Source organism: Pantoea sp. X-Soil-OKNW-713, from assembly GCF_059730685.1.
Genome location: NZ_AP035995.1, coordinates 103734 through 124300 on the forward strand (window position 1 = coordinate 103734; position 20567 = coordinate 124300).

18 protein-coding genes are annotated in these 20567 nt (G+C 56.6%); 4 read left to right on the top strand and 14 right to left on the bottom strand.

The window, feature by feature from the left end:
* Nucleotides 1-9: 9 nt before the first annotated feature.
* The 5 genes from AC6I8R_RS00505 to fdnG form a co-directional block, all read right to left on the bottom strand.
* Nucleotides 10-621, bottom strand: a complete 612-nt coding sequence (locus tag AC6I8R_RS00505; RefSeq protein ID WP_021183713.1) for a glutathione S-transferase — start codon at nt 619-621, stop codon at nt 10-12.
* 114 nt (nt 622-735) lie between these two features.
* A complete protein-coding gene (gene fdhE, locus AC6I8R_RS00510) occupies nt 736-1665 on the bottom strand; it encodes a formate dehydrogenase accessory protein FdhE (RefSeq protein WP_497831787.1) in 930 nt (309 codons plus the stop codon).
* A complete protein-coding gene (gene fdoI, locus AC6I8R_RS00515) occupies nt 1665-2306 on the bottom strand; it encodes a formate dehydrogenase cytochrome b556 subunit (protein WP_036625907.1) in 642 nt (213 codons plus the stop codon). Before fdoI ends, fdhE begins: the two co-directional genes overlap by 1 nt.
* Nucleotides 2306-3181 (bottom strand): formate dehydrogenase subunit beta, encoded by an 876-nt coding sequence (gene fdxH, locus AC6I8R_RS00520; RefSeq protein ID WP_021183716.1) that lies wholly within the window; start codon nt 3179-3181, stop codon nt 2306-2308. Before fdxH ends, fdoI begins: the two co-directional genes overlap by 1 nt.
* A gap of 11 nt (nt 3182-3192) precedes the next feature.
* Nucleotides 3193-6240, bottom strand: a complete 3048-nt coding sequence (fdnG, locus tag AC6I8R_RS00525) for a formate dehydrogenase-N subunit alpha (RefSeq protein WP_497831788.1) — start codon at nt 6238-6240, stop codon at nt 3193-3195.
* Nucleotides 6241-6387: 147 nt separating this feature from the next.
* On the opposite strand from fdnG, the gene fdhD reads away from it, so the two are divergent.
* Nucleotides 6388-7203 carry a formate dehydrogenase accessory sulfurtransferase FdhD gene (gene fdhD, locus AC6I8R_RS00530; RefSeq protein WP_208724504.1) on the top strand — a complete coding sequence of 272 codons (816 nt, stop codon included), beginning with the start codon at nt 6388-6390 and terminating at the stop codon, nt 7201-7203.
* On the opposite strand, the gene AC6I8R_RS00535 is transcribed toward fdhD, so the two are convergent.
* Nucleotides 7200-7976 (bottom strand): DeoR/GlpR family DNA-binding transcription regulator, encoded by a 777-nt coding sequence (locus AC6I8R_RS00535; RefSeq protein ID WP_021183718.1) that lies wholly within the window; start codon nt 7974-7976, stop codon nt 7200-7202. The genes fdhD and AC6I8R_RS00535 overlap by 4 nt on opposite strands.
* Before the next feature lie 173 nt (nt 7977-8149).
* Here AC6I8R_RS00535 and AC6I8R_RS00540 point away from each other — a divergent pair, with 173 nt between their 5' ends.
* The 3 genes from AC6I8R_RS00540 to AC6I8R_RS00550 all read left to right on the top strand — a co-directional run bounded on the left by AC6I8R_RS00540 (nt 8150) and on the right by AC6I8R_RS00550 (nt 11442).
* Nucleotides 8150-9490, top strand: a complete 1341-nt coding sequence (locus AC6I8R_RS00540; protein WP_021183719.1) for an aspartate aminotransferase family protein — start codon at nt 8150-8152, stop codon at nt 9488-9490.
* Between the two features lie 180 nt (nt 9491-9670).
* A complete protein-coding gene (sodA, locus tag AC6I8R_RS00545) occupies nt 9671-10297 on the top strand; it encodes a superoxide dismutase [Mn] (RefSeq protein WP_021183720.1) in 627 nt (208 codons plus the stop codon).
* 176 nt (nt 10298-10473) lie between these two features.
* Entirely contained in the window at nt 10474-11442 is a 969-nt protein-coding gene (locus tag AC6I8R_RS00550; protein ID WP_021183721.1) for a VirK/YbjX family protein, read from the top strand.
* Nucleotides 11443-11446: 4 nt separating this feature from the next.
* Here the strand turns inward: AC6I8R_RS00550 and AC6I8R_RS00555 are convergent, their stop codons facing one another.
* The 8 genes from AC6I8R_RS00555 to AC6I8R_RS00590 form a co-directional block, all read right to left on the bottom strand.
* Nucleotides 11447-11809 carry a YibL family ribosome-associated protein gene (locus AC6I8R_RS00555; protein ID WP_021183722.1) on the bottom strand — a complete coding sequence of 121 codons (363 nt, stop codon included), beginning with the start codon at nt 11807-11809 and terminating at the stop codon, nt 11447-11449.
* A 200-nt stretch (nt 11810-12009) separates the two neighbouring features.
* Nucleotides 12010-12555, bottom strand: a complete 546-nt coding sequence (mtlR, locus tag AC6I8R_RS00560; protein ID WP_021183723.1) for a mannitol operon repressor MtlR — start codon at nt 12553-12555, stop codon at nt 12010-12012.
* Between the two features lie 45 nt (nt 12556-12600).
* A complete protein-coding gene (mtlD, locus tag AC6I8R_RS00565; protein ID WP_497831789.1) occupies nt 12601-13749 on the bottom strand; it encodes a mannitol-1-phosphate 5-dehydrogenase in 1149 nt (382 codons plus the stop codon).
* A 91-nt stretch (nt 13750-13840) separates the two neighbouring features.
* Nucleotides 13841-15775: a PTS mannitol transporter subunit IICBA gene (locus AC6I8R_RS00570; protein WP_021183725.1), complete on the bottom strand. Its 1935-nt coding sequence runs from the start codon at nt 15773-15775 to the stop codon at nt 13841-13843.
* A gap of 442 nt (nt 15776-16217) precedes the next feature.
* Nucleotides 16218-16934, bottom strand: coding sequence for a DUF3053 domain-containing protein (locus AC6I8R_RS00575; protein WP_021183726.1), 717 nt, complete (start codon nt 16932-16934; stop codon nt 16218-16220).
* Between the two features lie 182 nt (nt 16935-17116).
* The gene (locus AC6I8R_RS00580) at nt 17117-18715 is read right to left on the bottom strand and encodes a gamma-glutamyltransferase family protein (protein ID WP_415175055.1); all 1599 of its coding nucleotides are present in this window, start codon (nt 18713-18715) and stop codon (nt 17117-17119) included.
* A 9-nt stretch (nt 18716-18724) separates the two neighbouring features.
* Nucleotides 18725-19606, bottom strand: coding sequence for an ABC transporter permease (locus tag AC6I8R_RS00585; protein ID WP_021183728.1), 882 nt, complete (start codon nt 19604-19606; stop codon nt 18725-18727).
* Between the two features lie 2 nt (nt 19607-19608).
* A complete protein-coding gene (locus AC6I8R_RS00590; protein WP_208725478.1) occupies nt 19609-20550 on the bottom strand; it encodes an ABC transporter permease in 942 nt (313 codons plus the stop codon).
* Nucleotides 20551-20567 lie beyond the last annotated feature (17 nt).

Here is a 20567-nt window from a genome sequence, read left to right on the forward strand (position 1 = left end):
GCAGAACTTTTAACTGGAGGCCGGGACAGTGCGGGCAAAGCTCTCCCGCTTAAATAGCTTCTCTGCCAGTTTGATCAGTGCCGGACGATTGACGCACCAGTTCGGCACCACGCGGCGGAAATTAATGTAGCCAATCATGCAACCGGTGGCGATATCCGCCAGATTGAGGGTGTCGCTGTTGAGCAGATCGCCCTGAGCGGCAGCGATTTCCAGTGCATCCAGACCGCGCAGGATTTTTTCCCGGTTACGCAACAAAACCTCTTCGGATTGCTGATCTCCGGGGCGCATTTGTTCGCGTACAATCAGCAGGGCTGCATCGCTGATGCCGTCGGCCAGTTTTTCCAGTTGGCGGATTTGCAACGCGCGCCAGCGGTCATCAGGCAAAAGCTGAGGTGCTTCACCACGTAGCTCGATGGCTTCGGCGATGATCGCCGAGTCAAACCAGGTGAGCTTATTGTCATCAACCAGCGCCGGAACTTTACCCAGCGGATTGTAATGCGGCACATGGCTGTCAGCGTTCCACGGTGATTCGTTAACAAACTCGAAGACGATGCCCTTTTCCAGCATGATCACTGAAATTTTACGCACAAAAGGGCTGGTGTAGCTGCCAATCAGTTTCATCGAACGCCTCCGTGGTGTAGCGCGATTAATCGCGCGGTTTTTTTCGGGCACGGTTCACGATATTGCACGATAAATCGCGCCGCTACGATGCGCAGAAATATGTAAAACGCAGAATTACCCTTCGCCTGGAAACAAAAACGGGTTCAGGCTACTACGGGAAAACCCTTCCTGCTCCATCCGCGCATCCAGCACCAGTGAAGCCAGGTCGTCTGCCACTGGCTCCACCGCCGGATCTTTCTCCTGGTACAGCATCTTCAGGTAGGTGCCGCAATCGCCACAGCTTTCGGCTTTTATCGCCGCCATCTCGCTATCCAGCGACCAGTAATGCAGGTCACGCGTCTGCTCGCAATTAGAACATTTGCTGCGTACCACATACCATTCACTTTCGCACAGATTGCAATGCAGATAACGCAATCCCTGCTGACCGACATCCATATGTACCACGCTGGCAACCGGTACGCTGGCGCACACCGGACAGAACTGACGATGCTCGCCATATTCAGCATGGGCTTTACCCGGAATTAATGCCGCCATCTGCGCCCAGTAGATCGATAATGCCGCCCAGATAAACGGTGATTTATCGTTGCTGACCTGGGCGAAGTTACCTTCGAGCAGAGCAGTCGCCAGCGTCTCCAGTTCAGTCGCCGAGGCTTTCTCCAGATTCTCCAGCACCGCCAGCGCCTGACCGCTCATCTCTGGCTTCAGTTCGGCGATCAGCGAATGCAGTAGCCGTTGCCAGTGGGGATCGCGCGGGTAAGTGTGAATATCCAGCGGCGGGATGCCCTGTTCGGCACTTTGCGCCAGGCGGGCACGCAAATCGAGCTGGAGAGGATGGTCATACAGCACGATTTCCTGTGCCTGGGCGATCACGGCGGCAAAGCGCAGATAATCACCGAGCGGATTTTTCGCTGCCAGCTCGCGCAAACGGGCGGCCCGTCGGCTATACAAGTTTTTCAGCCGGGGGAAAAGTAACGGCGGAATGTTATCCGCCGTTTTCTTATCGCTTTTCTCCAGCTGGTCCTGCGGGATAATGCGAATACTCATCAGGGGCGTTTTTCCTGTTGTGTTTGGCGTTGGCGCTGCTCGCGATACCAGCGTGGGTGATGTTTCTTCGCCCACGCGGCAGGGACCCAACCTTCAACCATCGCGGTAATGGTGCCCTTAACCCACAAGGCAGCGTAGATATGCACCATAATCACGATAATCAGCGCCACGGCTGAGACCGAATGCACCACCAGTGCGGCGCGAATTAGCGGAATGGAGAAGGCACCGGCGAAGTATGGCCGCCAAATCACAATTCCACTCACCAGCAGCATGACTAAGCTGATGATAGCAGCCCAGAACACACACTTCTGCCCGAAGTTGTATTTGCCGGTATCACCGACCTCCTCATTGCGCACGATTTTGTGGATGTTTTTCGCCCATATGATGTCCTCACGGTTAATCAAATTCTGCCGCCAGTAACGTAAGAACATGATTAAAAAGGCAGCAAACATCACCACGCCAACAAAAGGATGCAGAATACGCGCCAGCTGCGGCGTACCCAAAACATGCATCAGCCAGTTAAACGACGGAAAAAAGAAACCTAAACCGCTGAGCGCAGCGAAGACAAAGCACAACGCCACAATCCAGTGATTGATGCGTTCCGGCGCGCTGTAGCGTACCAGGCGATCGCGCTTTTTCATCATTTTTCCTCCTCGTCCTCATCCACCCGGTTCGGCCCGACGCCGACGTAGTGGAACACCGCCGCCGCAAAGGTGGCAGCAAATCCCACCGCCGCCAGCGGTTTCCAGATGCCTTTCCAGAAGGTGACGGCGGAGCTGATGCTCGGGTTTTCCGGCAGGCCGTGGTAAAGCTGCGGTTTGTTGGCGTGGTGCAGCACATACATCACATGCGTACCGCCAACGCCTGCCGGGTCGTACAGCCCGGCATGGGCGTAGCCGCGTGTTTTCAGCTCCTCCACCCGTTCTCCGGCCAGGGTCTGCATATCCACTTTGCTGCCAAAATGAATTGCCCCGGTCGGGCAGGTTTTCACGCAGGCCGGTTCCTGACCGACGGTGACACGATCGACGCACAGCGTGCATTTATACACGCGGTTGTCCTCTTTATTGAGGCGCGGCACGTCGAACGGACAACCGGCGATGCAGTAACCGCAGCCGATACATTGCTCAGACTGAAAATCAACAATGCCGTTGGCGTACTGAATGATCGCCCCTTCTGAAGGACAAGCCTTCAGACAGCCAGGATCGGCGCAGTGCATGCAGCCATCTTTGCGGATCAACCATTCCAGCTTGCCGTTCTCTTCAACCTCAGAAAAACGCATTACCGTCCAGGACTTGGCGGTCAAATCCGCCGGGTTGTCATACACCCCGACGTTATGACCGATCTCGTCGCGGATGTCGTTCCACTCCGAACAGGCGACCTGACAGGCTTTGCAACCGATACAGGTGGTGACGTCGATTAACTTCGCCACCTCCTGCTGATGGTTGCGCGCCTGCGGTGGCGGCGTCACGCCGTTGGTGGCGGAGCGGCGGATAATGTCTTGCGATTGATAAGCCATCTTCGTTCTCCTTACACCTTCTCGACGTTAACCAGAAACGCCTTAAACTCCGGCGTTTGTGTGTTGGCGTCACCGACAAACGGCGTCAGGGTATTAGCGATAAAGCCTTTTTTCGCCACGCCCTGATAACCCCAGTGAATCGGGATACCGATGGTATCCACGGTTTTGCCATCTACCTGCAACGGACGCAGACGTTTGGTGACCACCGCTTTGGCCTTGATATAGCCGCGATTCGAGCTGACTTTCACCGTGTCGCCCTGGGCGATGCCGAGCTTGTTCGCCAGTACTTCACCGATCTCAACAAACTGTTCCGGTTGCGCGATGGCGTTGAGCCGCGCGTGTTTGGTCCAGAAGTGGAAATGCTCGGTGAGGCGATAGGTGGTGCCGACGTACGGGAACTGTCCGGCGTTGCCCATCGCCGCCAGATCGTCCTTGAACACGCGTGCCGCCGGATTCGACACCACATTGGGGTGCAGCGGGTTGGTGCCAATCGGCGTCTCAAACGGTTCATAGTGTTCCGGGAACGGGCCTTCCGCCATTTTGTCGAGCGCGAACAGGCGGCCCATGCCATCGGGCTGCATGATAAACGGCCCGACGTTGCTGCCCGGGGCGGCGGTGCTGTAGTCCGGGATATCCATCCCGGCCCACTTGCTGCCATCCCATTTCAGCAACTGACGTTTGGCATCCCACGGGTTGCCTTGTGGGTCGGCGGAGGCGCGGTTGTAGAGGATGCGACGGTTGAGCGGCCACGCCCAGCTCCAGTTCAGCGTGTTGCCAAGACCGGATGGGTCGGCGTTATCGCGTCGCGCCATCTGGTTGCCTTCCGGCGTCCAGCTCCCGGCAAAGATCCAGCAGCCGCTACTGGTGCTGCCGTCATCTTTAAGATGCGCAAAGGTACTGAGCTGCTGGCCTTTTTTCACCAGTAGGGTGCCTTTGTCATCCATGATATCCGCCAGCGCCTTGCCGTTGCTCTCCATCGCCACCTCTTCCGACGCCGGGTTTTCTGGCGTCAGGTAGTTCCAGGTCATGTTCAGCACCGGTTCCGGCGCGGCACCGCCTTCGCGCGCATACATCTCGCGCAGCCGCAGGTAGATGCCCGCGAGGATTTCACCGTCGTTGCGCGCTTCACCCGGTCCATCCTGACCTTTCCAGTGCCACTGCAACCAGCGACCGGAATTGACGATTGAGCCATTCTCCTCGGCAAAACAGGTGGAGGGCAGGCGGAATACCTCGGTCTGAATCTGTGCCGGATCAACATCGTTAAACTCGCCGTGATGCTGCCAGAAGGTCGAGGTTTCGGTGTTGAGCGGGTCGATAGTGACGAGGAATTTCAGCTTCGACAGCGAATCAATCACTTTGCGTTTGTTGGGGAACGACGCCACCGGGTTGAAGCCCTGGCACAGGTAGCCGTTCACTTTGCCCTGCGACATCATCTCGAAGTACTGCAACACGTCGTAGCCTTTGTCCCACTTCGGCAGCCAGTCAAAGCCCCAGCTATTCTCCGCCTGCGCTTTGTCGCCAAAGAAGGCTTTCATCATGCTCACGAAGAATTTCGGGTAGTTGCCCCAGTAGTTGACCTGGCCGGGCAGTGCCGGTTTTGGCGTGTTGGCGTTGAGATAGGTTTGCAGATCGGTCTGCTTCTCCGACGGCAGCGTCATATAGCCCGGCAGGCTTTGTGACAGCAGGCCAAGATCGGTCAGCCCCTGAATATTGGAGTGACCGCGCAGCGCATTAACGCCGCCACCTGCCATCCCCATGTTGCCAAGCAGTAGCTGAATCATCGCCATGGTGCGGATGTTCTGTGCCCCGATGGAGTGCTGGGTCCAGCCAAGGGCATACAGGAACGAGGTGGTGCGATCGCGCGCGCTGGTTTCGCCGATCAGTTCGCAGACGTGCAGGAAATCCGCTTTTGGCGTGCCGCAAATGCGTTCGACCATCTCCGGCGTATAGCGGCTGACATGCTGCTTCAGCAGGTTCCACACGCAGCGCGGATGGCTCAGGCTGTCGTCGCGTTTGGCGAAGCCGTCCTCACCCAACTCGTAGTTCCAGCTGGTTTTGTCGTATTTACGGTTGTCAGCGTCATAGCCGCTGAACAGGCCATCCTCGAAGTGAAAATCTTCGCGCACAATCAGGCTGGCGTTGGTGTACGCCTGCACATATTCATGCTGAATTTTGTCGTTTTCCATCAGCCAGCGCAGCACGCCCGACAGAAAAGCGATGTCGGAGCCGGAGCGAATTGGCGTATAGAAATCCGCCACCGATGCAGTGCGCGTAAAGCGCGGATCGATGACAATCAGTTTGGCTTTGTTGAAGATTTTGGCTTCCATCGCCCAGCGGAAACCGACCGGATGCGCTTCAGCCGCATTACCGCCCATTACCACAATCAGGTTGGCATTACGGATGTCGACCCAGTGATTGGTCATCGCACCGCGACCAAATGTTGGAGCAAGACTTGCTACCGTTGGTCCGTGTCAGACGCGTGCCTGGTTGTCGACCGCCAGCATACCGAGCGATCGGGTCATTTTCTGGGTGAGATAGCCGGTTTCATTGCTGGAAGCCGAGGCACACAGCATGCCCGTGGTCAGCCAGCGGTTGACGGTGACACCGGCGGCGTTTTGCGCCACAAAGTGGGCATCACGGTCGGCTTTCATCAACTTCGCGATACGATCAAAAGCATCGTCCCAGCTGATGCGCTGCCATTTATCCGAACCTGGCGCGCGATATTCCGGGTAGTGCAGGCGACTGTCGCTGTGAACAAAATCCAGCAGACCTGCGCCTTTCGGGCACAACGCCCCGCGGCTGACCGGATGATCCGGATCGCCCTCAATGTGGAAGATAGTTTCTTTAGCGTTTTTTGCGCCATCGCCGAGGCTGTACATCAACAGGCCACAGCCGACGGAGCAGTAGGTGCAGGTATTACGGGTTTCGCGGGCGCGCAACAGCTTGTACTGTCGCGTTTCCGCCAGCGCCACCTCGGGGGTAAAACCGAGAAGGGCTGCCGTGGTCCCCGCCATACCGCCCGCGCAGATTTTGAAGAATTTTCTTCTGCTGACGTTCATGGGAGATAATCCTTGGTTCGACATTACTCACGTTTATTATTTTTGCGGTGCACTGGCTAAGGGTTCAAAATGACCCAACTAAAAAAGCGAGTATAGCGGCTAAATATTACCACTGCTTTTGTAAGGTTGTTGTGCGAGGCGAACAAAGTGACACAGAAAGATCAGGCTAATGTGAGTGAGATCTCAGGCGCGCGTCAGGCGCAGGTGTGGCAGCGGCGTGATATCACTCACGCGGAGCCGGACTGGCTGGCGCAGGAAGTTCCGGTGGCGTTGGTCTACAACGGCATTTCCCATGTGGTGATGATGGCGACGCCCAATGACCTGGAGGCGTTTGCCCTGGGCTTTTCGCTCTCTGAAGGCATCATCGACACGCCACAGGATATTTTTGGTCTTGATGTGGTGCCCGGCTGCAACGGCATTGAAGTGCAAATTGAACTCTCCAGCCGTCGCTTTATGGCACTGAAGGAACAACGCCGGGCGATGGCAGGCCGTACCGGCTGTGGCGTATGTGGTGTGGAGCAGCTGGATCAGATAGGCAAACCGATTACACCGCTGCCTTTTACCCAAACCTTTGCCCTTGAGCATCTCGATGCCGGATTAGCGCGTCTGCGCGACTTCCAGCCGGTGGGTGAATTGACCGGCTGCACTCACGCTGCTGCCTGGATGTCGCCGCAAGGTGAGCTGCGCGGCGGCTGTGAAGATGTGGGGCGTCATGTGGCGCTGGATAAGCTGCTGGGTTATCGCAGCAAGGCCGACTGGCAGCAGGGCGCGGTGCTGGTTTCCAGTCGCGCCAGTTATGAGATGGTGCAGAAGTCGGCGATGTGCGGCGTTGAAATTCTGTTCGCGGTGTCGGCGGCAACGCAGTTGGCGGTGGAGGTGGCGCAACGTAGCAACCTGACGCTGGTCGGTTTCAGTAAACCGGGCCGCGCCACCATCTATACCCACCCCCAGCGGTTGCGCTAAACCACCTGAACCTGCGCCAGCGCCTGTTGCAGCGCGCTGAGCGCACCGGGTTTTGCCTGACCCGCATCGCAAATCAGCAGATCAATCCCGGCAATCGGGGCGTATTGGCTACGGCTCACCACGCCCAGTTTGCTGTGATCCGCCAGCAGGATGGTGCGGCTGGCCTGCTGCACCATGGCGCGCGCAATCGCGGCTTCATGCGGGTGAAAGCTGGTGGCTCCGTGTTTGGCCTCAATGCCCACCGGTGACAACAGCGCCACATCGGCCCGATAGCGATAAATCTCGCCCACCGTTATTTCCCCGCGCGTCTGTTGTGCCCCGGCAGACATCATGCCGCCCAGCAAAATCACCTGATTATTCAGCGGCTCATGTTCTTCAGATGCGCTGAGCGCCAGCGCGGCTTGCAGGCTGTTGGTGATGATAGTCAGCCCGGACATGGTGCGCAGCTCTTCGGCCAGCAGGGTGGTGGTGGTGCCAGAATCGAGGAATAACGTCTGGCCGGGTTGCAGATGTTGTGCCGCAGCCACAGCAATGGCGCGTTTCTCCTTCGCCTGTGCGCTGCGACGTACGCGTAGCGGCGCTTCCGGCTGGCTGTCTACCGCGACTAAACCACCGTGGACACGCCGTGCCACGCCCTGCGCTTCCAGCTCGATAATATCTCGCCGCGCCGTTTCCCGCGAAATGCCCAGCTCTTTGATGACGCGTTCGGTACTGACCTGATGATGTGTCGTCAGCAGCGCGCGAATGCGATGTAAACGGGTTTCCTGCAACATGACATTTCCCTGTAGCGAGTTCAGCGTGGGCCTAAGATTACCTGAGCTTCATCATTCCGTCATGTGTATTTGGTTGTATTTGTGTATTTGGTTGCATTTGTCGTAAAAACCGGCATGATATCAGCAGACGGTTATTACGCATGCACCCCTTTCACCTCGCAACGGGAGTTATCATGGCTACACGTTCCACCATCATGGATACCAACAGTTTTCGTGCTGAGCACGCCGACGGTCTGGACGCCGATACGCGCAAACTGACCGATAAACGCAGCAAAGTGCTGGGCGAGTCGTATCGCCTGTTCTACCGTAAGCCGGTGCATCTGGTGCGCGGTGAAGGGCAGTATCTGTGGGATGCCGCAGGTAACAAATATCTGGACGTGTACAACAACGTGGCGAGTATCGGTCATTGTCATCCGGCGGTGATTGAAGCGGTGAATCAGCAGATGAAGATGCTGAACACCCATACCCGTTATCTGCACGAACGTATTCTGGATTACAGCGAAGAACTGCTGGCGACCACACCGGATGCCATCGACCGTGCGATGTATATGTGTACCGGTTCTGAGGCCAATGACCTGGCGATTCGCGTGGCGCGCGCCTTTAGCGGTGGTACCGGTATTATCGTGTCGCAGGAGGCTTACCACGGCACCAGTGACCTGACGTCCGGCGCTTCTCCGGCATTGGGCACCGGCCAGCCGCTGGCACCGACGACGCGTCTGGTGCCGCCGCCGGATCATTACCGCGTTAATGCGCCGGATCTGGGCGAGTGGTTTGCCAATGAAATCCAGAAGCAGATCGATGACATGAAGGCGCACGGTATCAAGTTCGCCGGTTTCCTCGCCGACTCGATTTTCTCCTCTGATGGCGTACTGCCGAACCCGCCGGGCTTCCTGCAAAAAGCGGTGGATGTGGTGCATGCCAACGGCGGTATCTTTATTGCTGACGAAGTGCAGCCGGGCTTCGCTCGTACCGGGGATGCCTTCTGGGGCTTCGCCCGTCATGGGGTGGTACCGGATGTGGTCACCACCGGCAAGCCGATGGGTAACGGAATTCCGGTCTCTGGCCTGCTGGCGAAAAGCGATGTGCTGGCAGCGTTCAGCGATGAGATCCCTTACTTCAACACCTTCGGTGGCAACCCGGTAGCGATGGCGGCCGCGCAGGCGGTGCTCAAGGTGATCAAAGAAGAGGGCTTGCAGGAACACAGCCGCGTGGTGGGGGCGAAATTGCAGGCCGAGCTGGCGAAACTGATGGCAAGGCACGAGGCGATTGGCGATGTGCGTGGTGCGGGTCTGTTTATTGGTTTTGAACTGGTCTCCGATCGCAGCAGCAAAACGCCGGATAAAGCGCTGGCACTGGATTTAATCGAGAAGCTGCGTGATCACCATGTGCTGACCTCGGTGGCTGGCCCGTACGGTAACGTATTGAAATTGCGTCCGCCGTTGGCGTTCCAGGAAAGTGATATCGACTGGCTGGTCGGTGCGCTGGATAAATCGCTGACCGAGTTGGGCCGGTAAACAGTTCCCCTTTGTAGCGGTGCGATTTATCGCGCCGCTACGCCAAATTCCTCAAATCCTTATCATTACTAAGGCATTGATAACCCTTTTCCGGATCATGAATTTAACTATAATGATCCAACTGCTTACGCGGCACGCCAGCGAGGTCGTGCTGCTCAAACACTAATGGAGAGGAAGAACATGAGTTATTCACTGCCATCCCTGCCTTACGATTACGACGCACTGGAACCGCATTTCGACAAGCAGACGATGGAAATCCATCACTCTAAACACCACCAGGCCTACGTGAACAACGCCAATGCGGCGCTGGAATCACTGAAAGGTACAGAATTCGACGGTATTCCGGTTGAAGAGCTGATCGCTAAACTGGACAAACTGCCAGCAGACAAAAAAGGCCCGTTGCGTAACAACGCCGGTGGTCACGCGAACCACAGCCTGTTCTGGAAAGGTCTGAAAATCGGCACCACCCTCCAGGGTGAACTGAAAGCTGCAATTGAGAAAGATTTCGGCAGCGTAGAAAAATTCCAGGAAGAGTTTGAGAAAGCCGCTACCACCCGTTTTGGCTCTGGCTGGGCGTGGCTGGTGAAAAAAGGTGACAAACTGGCGGTGGTTTCTACCGCTAACCAGGACAGCCCGCTGATGGGCGAAGCGATCTCTGGCGCTTCTGGCTTCCCGATCATTGGTCTGGATGTGTGGGAACACGCTTACTACCTGAAGTATCAGAACAAACGTCCTGATTACATCAAAGCATTCTGGAACGTCGTGAACTGGGACGAAGCTGCTGCGCGTTTCGCCTCTGCTAAGTAAGTCATCGCCATTCTGAATGACATCAACCGGTGGACAGGTTCCGCCGGTTTTTTTAAACCATTTCTAAACAAACCGCCTATTCCCGCCAGCTAAACCCTCAGCCGCTAACTTATTAACCTGTCGTTGATAATTTGGGGCATATAGTCGCGTCAGTTTTTCTCGACGAAATAATAATTATGTCCATGATAACCACTTCTGCGGCGAATAATGATTCGTCTACATCGCTGTTTTTTCAGTTAGTCACTGGAAAGTTTGTGCCAAATAAATTGTGGCACAGCAAAAGTTTCCGGTTTAAATTTGCTTTAAGATCGCTTGTTTATCCTGTTACGACTCACCGTTACCTGAATCAACTGGCCGCGCTGCCACAGCTGCCGCAAATGTTGACGGTACAAGGCTTGCTGCCTGCCAAACTGCATCGCCCTTATCTGCGGGCTGGTTTTAGCGTGGCGCAGCGCGCCCAGGCAATTCTTGACCATTACCACCTGATGGCTGCGCTGGAAAATACCACCCTGCGTCAGTTGCTGCAAAGTCCGGGTGATAATTTGCTGGCCAGCTTTAAAGGTAAAAATGACGAATCATTCGTGATTCACTGCTGTCCGGGCCGTTTTGACCGTGAAGGCGAGATTACGCTGGAATTACGCTATGAAGAGAAATTAATCGCCTCATTGTCTTTCTCTATTTTTAATGAGAATCAACAAAGAAGCTTATTAATTGGCGGGTTGCAGGGGCCACGAAAACATATTTCTAATGATGTAATTCGTGATGCCACTAAATCTGCCCAGGGTTTATTTCCAAAACGTCTGTTGATGGAAGTGGTATTTATTCTGGCGCAACAATGCGGCGTGCAGGCGATTAGCGCGGTGGGAGATACCACCCACGTATTTCGCAGTCTGCGCTACCGACACAGCAAAGGCGACCACTTCTTTGCCAGCTACAGTGAATTCTGGCAGTCATTAGGCGGAGAAGCGCGGGCGGATGGCGTATTTACGTTGCCGTTACAGATGGCGCGTAAATCACTGGATGAGATTGCCAGCAAGAAGCGTGCGGAGTATCGCCGTCGTTATGAATTGCTGGATAATCTGGCGCAGCAGGTGTTACAGGCGGCGGGTGTGACAGAGGTACGCGACGTATCGCACGCCGCGTAAGGAATCAGAACGGCTGCTTCGCGTAGCCGGTCATCACCGTCAGACCCATTTCACGTCCCAGCGCGGTCATTGGGTGTACCACCACCAGGCCGCGCACGCTTTTCTTCAGCGCACCCATATTCGCCTGCTCTTTTTTGGTGATCTCACGGCTGAACGGCAGCTTTTGCAGCTGTTGCGCCTCTTTACTCAGCTTCTCGTCACGCACATTGCGCAGACGTTCAATCTCCACCACCAGTGCCTCTTTCTCTTTCAGCAGTACGCCGAGTTTTTCGGCATCACCGGCTTCCAGCAGCTGGGGTTCTTTACGGTTCAGGGCATCCAGCTGATCGCTCAGGCGTTTGATCTCAGCTTTTTCTTGTTCTTTCATCGGGGAAACTCGTTAAGGAAAACAGGGAAAGGATACACCAAATCAGCACGGCTGTGCACCGCGCTGACTGTGCGCGATAAATCGCGCCGCTACCGGTTGCGTAATACGGGTTTGGTGTGGCGGTGCGATAAATCGCGCTGTTACGGGCTGCGTAATACAGGTTTGATGTAGCGGCGCGATTTATCGCGCAAGGTTTTGGCTCAGACGGCGGGCTTTTTAAATGCCTGCTTGTGAGAAATGCGGGAAATCAGTTCAGTGAGCGACAGTACCATCGTCGAACGTACCATCTGCAAATAGCGCTGTTGTTGCATAGCGCGCAGTTCGTCGTCGTCACGGGTAAAGTCGGGTTTTGGCGGCCAGGCGGCGACGCAGTGCAACTCGCTAAAAGGGCCGAGAATCTCATCGTCGGTGAACCGGTATTCAAAGGTGTCGTGGTTCAACTCTTCACGCAGTGCCAGCAACAGCTCACAATCTTCATATTCATGGCGATTGATCACGCCAAGACCGTAGATCAGTTTCAGCCGAACCGACATCTCGCCGAGCGGGCCGTTGCCCAGCAGCAACGGCTCCACGGCGTATTTGACGGCGTAATCATCCTTACGGAAAACCTGCAAAACCAGCAGGTTAACCGCTTCGGTCAACAGCTCAACGGCGGCGATCAGGAAGCTTCTCACCGAACGACCGGCGTTCAGGCGCTCAAGCACCCGGTTTTCAAAAGCTTGCTTCTCTTCCATTATTGCCTGCATCGTTCAGCTACCGCCGTCTGGCGTGATGAGTCTAAGTGGCGCGCATTATGCCATAGCGTTGTAAGCGCTCACCACTGAGGTGACTACTTCGCTGTTGGCATCCAGCCCGGAGATCTGCGCCAGCGTGGCCTGTGGGCCTTTTTCCGCCAACAGGGCTTCCAGCTCCTGCGCTTGCGGGTCCTGCGCGCTGCGATAATGCATCGCGGCGGCAATGCCCTGCACCAGGTTGGCGTGTGGCAACTGATATTCCAGCGTGCCCAGCGTCGGTTTGATCAGGCGATCGCCCGCGCTCAGCTTACGCAGCGGCTGACGACCCACGCGCTCCACGTCATCTTTCAGATATGGGTTCTCAAAACGGCTGAGGATTTTCTGAATATAGGCGGCGTGTTTATCTGCCTCGAAACCGTAACGTTTGATCAGCACTGCGCCGCTCTCTTCCATCGCACCCTGCACCACGGTACGGATTCTCTGGTCAAGAATGGCATCGCGAATGGTGGCGTGACCGGCCAGTTGGCCGAGATAGGCGGTGATGGCGTGGCCGGTGTTGAGGGTAAACAGCTTACGCTCGACAAACGCCATCAGGTTATCGGTCAGTTCCATGCCTGGGATGTTCGGCAACTCGCCTTTGAACTGGGTTTTATCGACGATCCACTCGCTAAAGGTTTCAACGGTGACTTCCAGCGGGTCGCTGCTGCCTGCTTCTGACGGCGGCACGATACGGTCCACTGCGGAATCAACAAAGCCGACGTGCGCTTCAACCCAGGCGTGATATTGCTCTGGCAGCGCTTTCAGGACGTGTTGTTTGAGCTGGCTGGTGCCACGCACCATGTTTTCACAGGCAATAATGTTCAGTGGACGGACATTACCGTTATCGCGGCGGTTGGCCAGACCTTTGGCAACGCCACCGGCGATGCGCTCCAGAATCTGCGGGCCAACCGCCGTGGTAACGATATCAACCTCAGCAATCAGCGTGACAATAGCGTCGCTGGTGCTGTTCACCGCGCTGACGCCTTTAACAATCTCAACTTTCGCCTGCTCGCCAACCACATGAACCGGATACTCATGACGGGCGTTAAGGGCATCAAGAACCACCTGATTCACATCCGCAAATACCAGTTCGATACCGGCATCAGCCAGCAGCTTACCGATAAAACCACGGCCGATGTTACCTGCTCCAAAATGTAACGCTTTCATAATTTGACCCATATCAAATGACGATGGGGCGGGCATGTCCGCCCCGGAAAGTGGGGACGGGCATACCCGCCCCAGGGATTTAACGATTTGTTCAGGCGGTGGTTTTGCTACCAGACAGCAAATCCAGCACGTCTTGCACGTTGGTGGTGTTCGCCAGCTTCTCAATCACGCTTTCGTCGTCCAGCGCGTTAGTCAGGCTGGTGATGACCTGGATGTGTTCGTTATTGCGCGCAGCAATACCGATCACCAGGCGAGCCACTTCGTCAGACTCTTCACCGAACTGCACGCCCGCCGGATACTGGCAGAACACCACGCCAGTTTTCAACACGCGATCTTTAGCTTCCACCGTGCCGTGCGGTACGGCAATCGACTCACCGAGGTAAGTCGGGGTCAGCTTTTCACGCTCCAGCATCGCATCCACGTATTCCGGCTGCACGTAGCCGCCTTTTACCAGTTGCTCACCGGCAAAGCGAATCGCCTGCTCTTTGTTGCTGGCGCTCAGGCCAAGGAACACGTTGTTTGCACCCAGTTTGAACAGATGCGCGTTACCGGCATCGAAGCTGTCAGCCAGTGTGGTCTGCACGGTTTCGCGATGGGCTTCGCTACGATTGGCCGCCACCAGACGCTCGGTCAAATTGGTGTACAAGGCACTGTCGAGGAAGTTGTTCAGCGAAATATGCTGGGCCTGCGGTGCCTGACGCATCGCACGCTCGGTCAGATCGCGGTGGGTGATCACCAGGTCCACGTCACCCGGCAGGGCGTTAATGGCGCTGTTGGTCACCGAAATGTTGCTCAGACCGGCATCCTGCACTTTCTTACGCAGTACGCCTGCACCCATTGCACTGGAACCCATACCGGCATCACAAGCCACGATGATTTTACGTACGTGGTTCAGGTCAACGCTCATCGCATCACCGGCAACCGGCGCACCTGCAACGCTCTGGCCTTTAGACTGGGCTTTCATGTCCTGCATACGTTTGGTGGCGGCTTCGATGTCGTCTTCATCTTTTACTTTGCTGGTTTTCAGCAGGATAGACGAGATGACAAAGGAGACGGCGAACGCAGCGATAATCGCGGTCACGTTAGCAAAGTAAGTGCCTTTTGGCGTCATCGCCAGCACTGCCAGGATGGAACCCGGAGAAGCCGGAGAAACCAGGCCGCCGTGCAGTACGGTCAGGGTGAACACGCCAGTCATACCACCGAGGATTACCGCCAGCAGCAGACGCGGTGCCATCAGGACGTACGGGAAATAAATTTCGTGGATACCACCCAGGAAGTGGATGATGGCAGCACCACCGGCTGATTGTTTGGCGCTACCGCGACCAAAAATCATATACGCCACCAGTACGCCCATACCCGGACCTGGGTTGGCTTCGATCAGGAAGAAGATCGATTTGCCCACTTCGCTCGCCTGCTGGATACCCAGCGGAGAGAAGATACCGTGGTTGATGGCGTTGTTGAGGAACAGGATTTTCGCCGGTTCAACAAAGATGGAGGTCAACGGCAGCAGGTTATTCTGCACCATCAGGTTTACGCCTGCGGCGAGAATATGGGACAGACCTTCCACCAACGGACCGATACCGATAAACGCCAGCAGCGCCAGCAGCATACCGATGATACCGGCGGAGAAGTTGTTCACCAGCATCTCGAAGCCGCTTTTGATCTTGCCATCAACGGCACGGTCAAAGTGTTTGATCGCCCAGCCGCCCAGCGGACCGGCAATCATGGAGCCGAGGAACATCGGCATATCCGCACCGACAATCACACCCATAGTGGTGATTGCGCCGACCACGCCACCACGATCGCCACCCACCAGACGACCACCGGTGAAACCGATCAACAGCGGCAGCAGGTAGGTAATCATCGGGCCAACGAGTTTCGCCAGCGTCGCGTTTGGAATCCATCCGGTTGGAATGAACAGTGCAGTGATGATACCCCAGGCGATAAACGCACCGATGTTAGGCATCACCATGTTACTCAGAAAGCGACCAAAGCTCTGAACTTTGACCTTCACTGATGAGGACATAAACCCACCCCTTATTGAGACGCGCTGCAATAAGAGAGCGCGTTTGTTTTTGTTAAGACGTTACGGCGGGGGCCGTGGCATTACTGTATGCAGGCGGACTCTAGCACTAGTTTATGACGCTGCGTAGAGCGTGGGTAAAGTGTGATTCAGATCACGCTAAATTGGGGTGAGCAGGGTGCTATTAGGTGACATTGATCACAAAAATGTCGTGTAAGAAAAGTACGATGCTGAATATTTAGACAAATCAGTGGGCTAAATGTGACATTTATCACTTTTTTACTTATGGGGTTTGTTTCATAAATGTGATGAAGATCACAAACAATCTTTGGTCGAAAATGCGCCAGATCACACTCTGCCGCAGCAGGGAGAATCAGAAAAGCGGGATGTAAGGAAGTGACAAAAGTCTGAAAAGCGGGTAATCCATGATTACCCGCCTGAAGAATTACTGAAAACCGCTTTGAACAGTATTCTGCGCCTGGGTCAGAGCCTGGGCATTGCTGGAGAGGGTGCTCATCAGCGTGTTGTATTGGGTGGCCTGATCCTGGGTCGGGAATTGCACGCCGCCATCATTGAAAGTCACGCGTGTACCCTGCGATTGCAGGTAATCACCGGTCTGTACCGCCGCCTGGCTCAGCGCCTGCAACTGTGGCAGCAACGGGATCAGGGTGCTGGCCGGTTGGGTGACCACTTTGGTATAGACGCTGTCATACACTTTTTTCAGGTCATCTGGCTGTTTCAGCGCAGCATGGCTGCTGTCGGCCTGCATTTTGGCGCTCTGAATTTGCTGTGTCAGCACGCTCAGATTGCCGCTGGCCTGGCGCAGGGTGTCACGACGCGTCAGGTAATCCTGCGGTACGCGAATGGCCGCCAGCTCATCGACCACCGGACGCATGCCCTGTTCAACCGCCTGATTCACCTGCTGCGAGAAACCATAAAGAATGGCGTAATCACTCGCGTAGTTGCCGAACGTTTGCTTCTGGTTTTCGCTCAGGCTGGGCAGATGCTCGCCGCTGCGCATGACCGTGTTCTGGAGAAAATCAGTAAAGGCTTTACGCTGATCGCCCTCTTTGTCGCCACAGGCGGTAAGTTGCAGCACTGCGAGCAGCGTGACGACCAGCATGCCGCTACGCATCCAGATGCGGGAAATTCCTGACGCCATATTCAACTCCTGTAAGTCACCTAATGGCAGATTTCAATTCGATGGGAAAGGTCCTAAAGGATAGAACAATGGCCTGGTGCGCACAACGGCGGGGTGAGGTAAAAACTGCGCGATAAATCGCGCCGCGACGCTTCAGTGCACGTCGCGGCGCAATTTATTGCGCGGGGAATCACTGGCTGGCGTCAATACACCAATGCTTGTCCATCTTTGCGGCTTTCGGTGGCAGCGATATAGAACCCTTGCGGGTCGCGCACAATCGCCTGGGCACCGCCGAAGTTGTAGCCCTGAAGCGGGTCCTCCACCACAATCTGATGACCCATGCCACGTAGCGCCGCAATCGCATTACGATCCATCCCGGCTTCAACCACCACTTCGCGCCCCTGTACCACGCGCCAACGCGGGGCATCAATTGCCGCCTGTGGGTTCTGTTTATGCAGCATGATGCGTAGCGCCATTTGCAAATGGCCCTGCGCCTGCATCGGACCGCCCATCACGCCAAACGACATCAGCGGCTGGCCGTCACCGTCCAGCGCAAATGCCGGAATGATGGTATGGAACGGACGTTTGCCGCCGGCCACCACATTGGGGTGATCTGGATCGAGCGAGAAGCCTGCGCCACGGTTTTGCAGGCTGATGCCGGTGCCGGGGACCACAACGCCAGAACCGAAGCCCATAAAGTTAGACTGAATAAAGGACACCATCATGCCGCTGGCATCGGCGGTGGAGAGATACACCGTGCCGCTCTGCTGTGGTGAGCCGTAGGTAAAATCAGAGGCGCGCTCCGGGTCAATCAAGGCGGCACGCTGCTTCAGGTAGTCGTCGCTCAGCAACAACTCCGCCGGGAACTCCAGATGGTCCTCATCGGCGACGTAACGTTCGAGGTCAGCCAGCGCCAGCTTCATCGCTTCAATTGACAGATGCAGCCACGGCACGCTGTCCGGCGTGTAACGACCAATATCACAATGCTCCAGAATGCCGAGGGCGATCAGCGTGGCGATGCCCTGGCCGTTGGGCGGCAGTTCCTGCACCGATCCCCCGGCGAAGGGCTGCGACAGCAGCGTCACCCAATCTGCACGATGTTGGTTGAGGTCTTCCAGCGTCAGCGCCGCGCCATGCTCGGCAGCGAAGGCGGCCATTTGCTGCGCCAGCTCCCCGCGATAGAAGGCTTCACCCTGGGTTTCAGCAATTTTTTGCAGGGTGGCAGCCTGTGCCGGATTGCGGAACACTTCTCCGGCACGCGGCGGGCGGCCATCCGGCGCAAAGCAGGCGCTGAAGCCGGGTTGACCTTTCAGTTTGTTGTAGCCGCGCTGCCACAGTTGACCAATCAGCGGCGAAACCGGAAAGCCATCGCGCGCGTATTCAATCGCCGGTTGAGCGAGGGTGGTGAGTGGCAGGGTGCCGAAGCGTTCCGCCAGCGCGACCCAGGCCGAAACTGCGCCCGGAACGGTGACGGCTTCCCAGCCAATTTCCGGCATAGTTTTTTGCCCGGCGAAGCGTTCCGGGTTCCAGGCCGCCGGGGCGCGACCAGAGGCATTCAGGCCGTGCAGCGCTTTGCCGTCCCAGATAATGGCAAAGGCATCGCTGCCAATGCCGTTACCGGTAGGTTCCAGCACCGTCAGCGCCATAGCGGTAGCAACCGCGGCATCTACGGCGTTACCGCCCAATTGCAACATACGGATACCGGCCTGCGCCGCCAGCGGCTGCGAGGTGGCGACCGCATTGCGTCCCATCATCGGAGCACGGTGTGAGGCGTAGCTAACGTTAAAATCCAGTTCACTCATAACCTTTCCTTAATGTGAGTCATTGCGCGGATCGAGCGCGTCGCGCAGTCCGTCACCCAGCAAGTTGAAGCCCTGCACGGTGAGAAAAATGGCCAGACCGGGGAAGATCGACATCCACGGAGCCTGTTCCAGATAGCCTTTGGCGGTGTTCAGCATCGCGCCCCACGAGGGCGATGGCGGTTGCTGGCCCAGACCGAGAAACGACAGGCTGGCTTCGGTGATAATTGCCGAAGCAATCGCCAGCGTGGCCTGCACCAGAATCGGCGACAGCACATTCGGCAGCACGTAGCGCAGGATGATCCAGCGATCCGGCAGGCCGATGGCGCGTGCGCCGTCGATATACTCTTCATGGCGAATGGCAATCACCTGGCCGCGCGTCAGGCGGGCGAAAATCGGCATCGCCGACAGGCCAATCGCGATCATCGCGTTGGACAGGCTCGGACCGAGGAACGCGCCGAGCGCAATCGCCAGAATCAGAAACGGGCAGGCGAGCAGCGCTTCGATAAAGCGCGAGATAATGCCGTCACACCAGCCCTGCCAGTATCCGGCGATCAGTCCAAGCGGGACGCCAATCAGAATGGCGATCAGCACCGAGATGCAGCCCGCCAGCAGCGAAGTACGTGCGCCCCAAATCAGCCGCGACAAAATATCGCGTCCCAGTTCGTCGGTGCCGAACCAGTGCAGCACCGAGGGCGCTTTGCGCACCGCGAGAAAGTTGGCTTTGATCGGATCGGCGGGGGCCAGCCAGGGGGCCAGCAACGCCACCGCGACAAACAGCACCACAATCACCGCGCCGATCAGCGCGCTTTTATTACGCAGAAACTTCTTCAGCACCCGGCGATTCGGCTTTGCTACGGCAGGCACAGCGCCAGCGGTTAAGACCTCGCTCATGGTTAGCCTCGCATTTTCGGGTTAATTAACAGATACAGCACATCGGCCAGCAGGTTGAGCAGCAGAAAGCCGATGGCAACCACCAACACCACGCCCTGCACCACGGCGTAATCGCGGTTAAACACCGCATCGACAATCATCTTGCCGAAGCCGGGCAGGGTAAAAACCTGCTCGGTCAGCACCGCGCCACCCAACAACTCGCCAAACAGCAGGGTGGTGAGGGTGACGATCGGCATCAACGCGTTGCGAAAGGCGTGCTTCAGCACCACTTTCGGTGCCAGCAGGCCTTTGGCGCGCGCGGTACGGATATAGTCGGCTTTCAGCACCGCAATCATGGAGGCGCGGGTATGGCGCATCAGGGTGGCGGCAAGGCCGGTGCCGAGCACCAGCGCGGGTAGCAGCAGGGTTTTCAGGTTCTGTGCCATGTCTTCGCTCACCGGCACAAAACCGGACGCCGGCAGCCATTGCAGATGCACCGAGAACAACAGGATCAGCAGAATCCCCAGCCAGAAGTGCGGCACCGAGATGCCCGAGAGCGCGACAAAATTGGTGGTGTGATCCACCCAACTGTCTTTACGTACCGCCGCGATAATCCCCATGCTGATGCCGATCAGCAGCGCAATCAGCATCGCCAGTAGCGACAGCTCCAGCGTCACCGGCAGCTTGCTGGCAATCAATGCGGTCACCGGCTCTTTGGTGCGCAGTGACATACCGAGGTCGCCCTTCAGCGCATTGCCGATCCACGCGAAATATTGCGTGGGAATCGGGTCATCGAGATGGTATTCGGCGCGTAGCTGAGCGATGACCGCCGGATCGCGCTCCTCACCGGCCATCGCCAGCACCGGGTCGCCCGGCAGCAGCTTTTGCAGCGCGAACACCATCATGCTCACCAACAGCAGGGTCGGGATGGCCAGCAGCAGCCGTTTAACAATCAGTTCCAGCATCATCGCTCCTTAGCGGC

Bases quoted from the DNA above. Each gene is read 5' to 3' on its own strand.
- AC6I8R_RS00505 (WP_021183713.1), bottom strand. From the start codon at position 621: ATGAAACTGATTGGCAGCTACACCAGCCCTTTTGTGCGTAAAATTTCA.
- fdhE (WP_497831787.1), bottom strand. From the start codon at position 1,665: ATGAGTATTCGCATTATCCCGCAGGACCAGCTGGAGAAAAGCGATAAG.
- fdoI (WP_036625907.1), bottom strand. From the start codon at position 2,306: ATGAAAAAGCGCGATCGCCTGGTACGCTACAGCGCGCCGGAACGCATC.
- fdxH (WP_021183716.1), bottom strand. From the start codon at position 3,181: ATGGCTTATCAATCGCAAGACATTATCCGCCGCTCCGCCACCAACGGC.
- AC6I8R_RS00535 (WP_021183718.1), bottom strand. From the start codon at position 7,976: ATGTTGCAGGAAACCCGTTTACATCGCATTCGCGCGCTGCTGACGACA.
- AC6I8R_RS00540 (WP_021183719.1), top strand. From the start codon at position 8,150: ATGGCTACACGTTCCACCATCATGGATACCAACAGTTTTCGTGCTGAG.
- sodA (WP_021183720.1), top strand. From the start codon at position 9,671: ATGAGTTATTCACTGCCATCCCTGCCTTACGATTACGACGCACTGGAA.
- AC6I8R_RS00550 (WP_021183721.1), top strand. From the start codon at position 10,474: ATGTCCATGATAACCACTTCTGCGGCGAATAATGATTCGTCTACATCG.
- AC6I8R_RS00555 (WP_021183722.1), bottom strand. From the start codon at position 11,809: ATGAAAGAACAAGAAAAAGCTGAGATCAAACGCCTGAGCGATCAGCTG.
- mtlR (WP_021183723.1), bottom strand. From the start codon at position 12,555: ATGCAGGCAATAATGGAAGAGAAGCAAGCTTTTGAAAACCGGGTGCTT.
- mtlD (WP_497831789.1), bottom strand. From the start codon at position 13,749: ATGAAAGCGTTACATTTTGGAGCAGGTAACATCGGCCGTGGTTTTATC.
- AC6I8R_RS00570 (WP_021183725.1), bottom strand. From the start codon at position 15,775: ATGTCCTCATCAGTGAAGGTCAAAGTTCAGAGCTTTGGTCGCTTTCTG.
- AC6I8R_RS00575 (WP_021183726.1), bottom strand. From the start codon at position 16,934: ATGGCGTCAGGAATTTCCCGCATCTGGATGCGTAGCGGCATGCTGGTC.
- AC6I8R_RS00580 (WP_415175055.1), bottom strand. From the start codon at position 18,715: ATGAGTGAACTGGATTTTAACGTTAGCTACGCCTCACACCGTGCTCCG.
- AC6I8R_RS00585 (WP_021183728.1), bottom strand. From the start codon at position 19,606: ATGAGCGAGGTCTTAACCGCTGGCGCTGTGCCTGCCGTAGCAAAGCCG.
- AC6I8R_RS00590 (WP_208725478.1), bottom strand. From the start codon at position 20,550: ATGCTGGAACTGATTGTTAAACGGCTGCTGCTGGCCATCCCGACCCTG.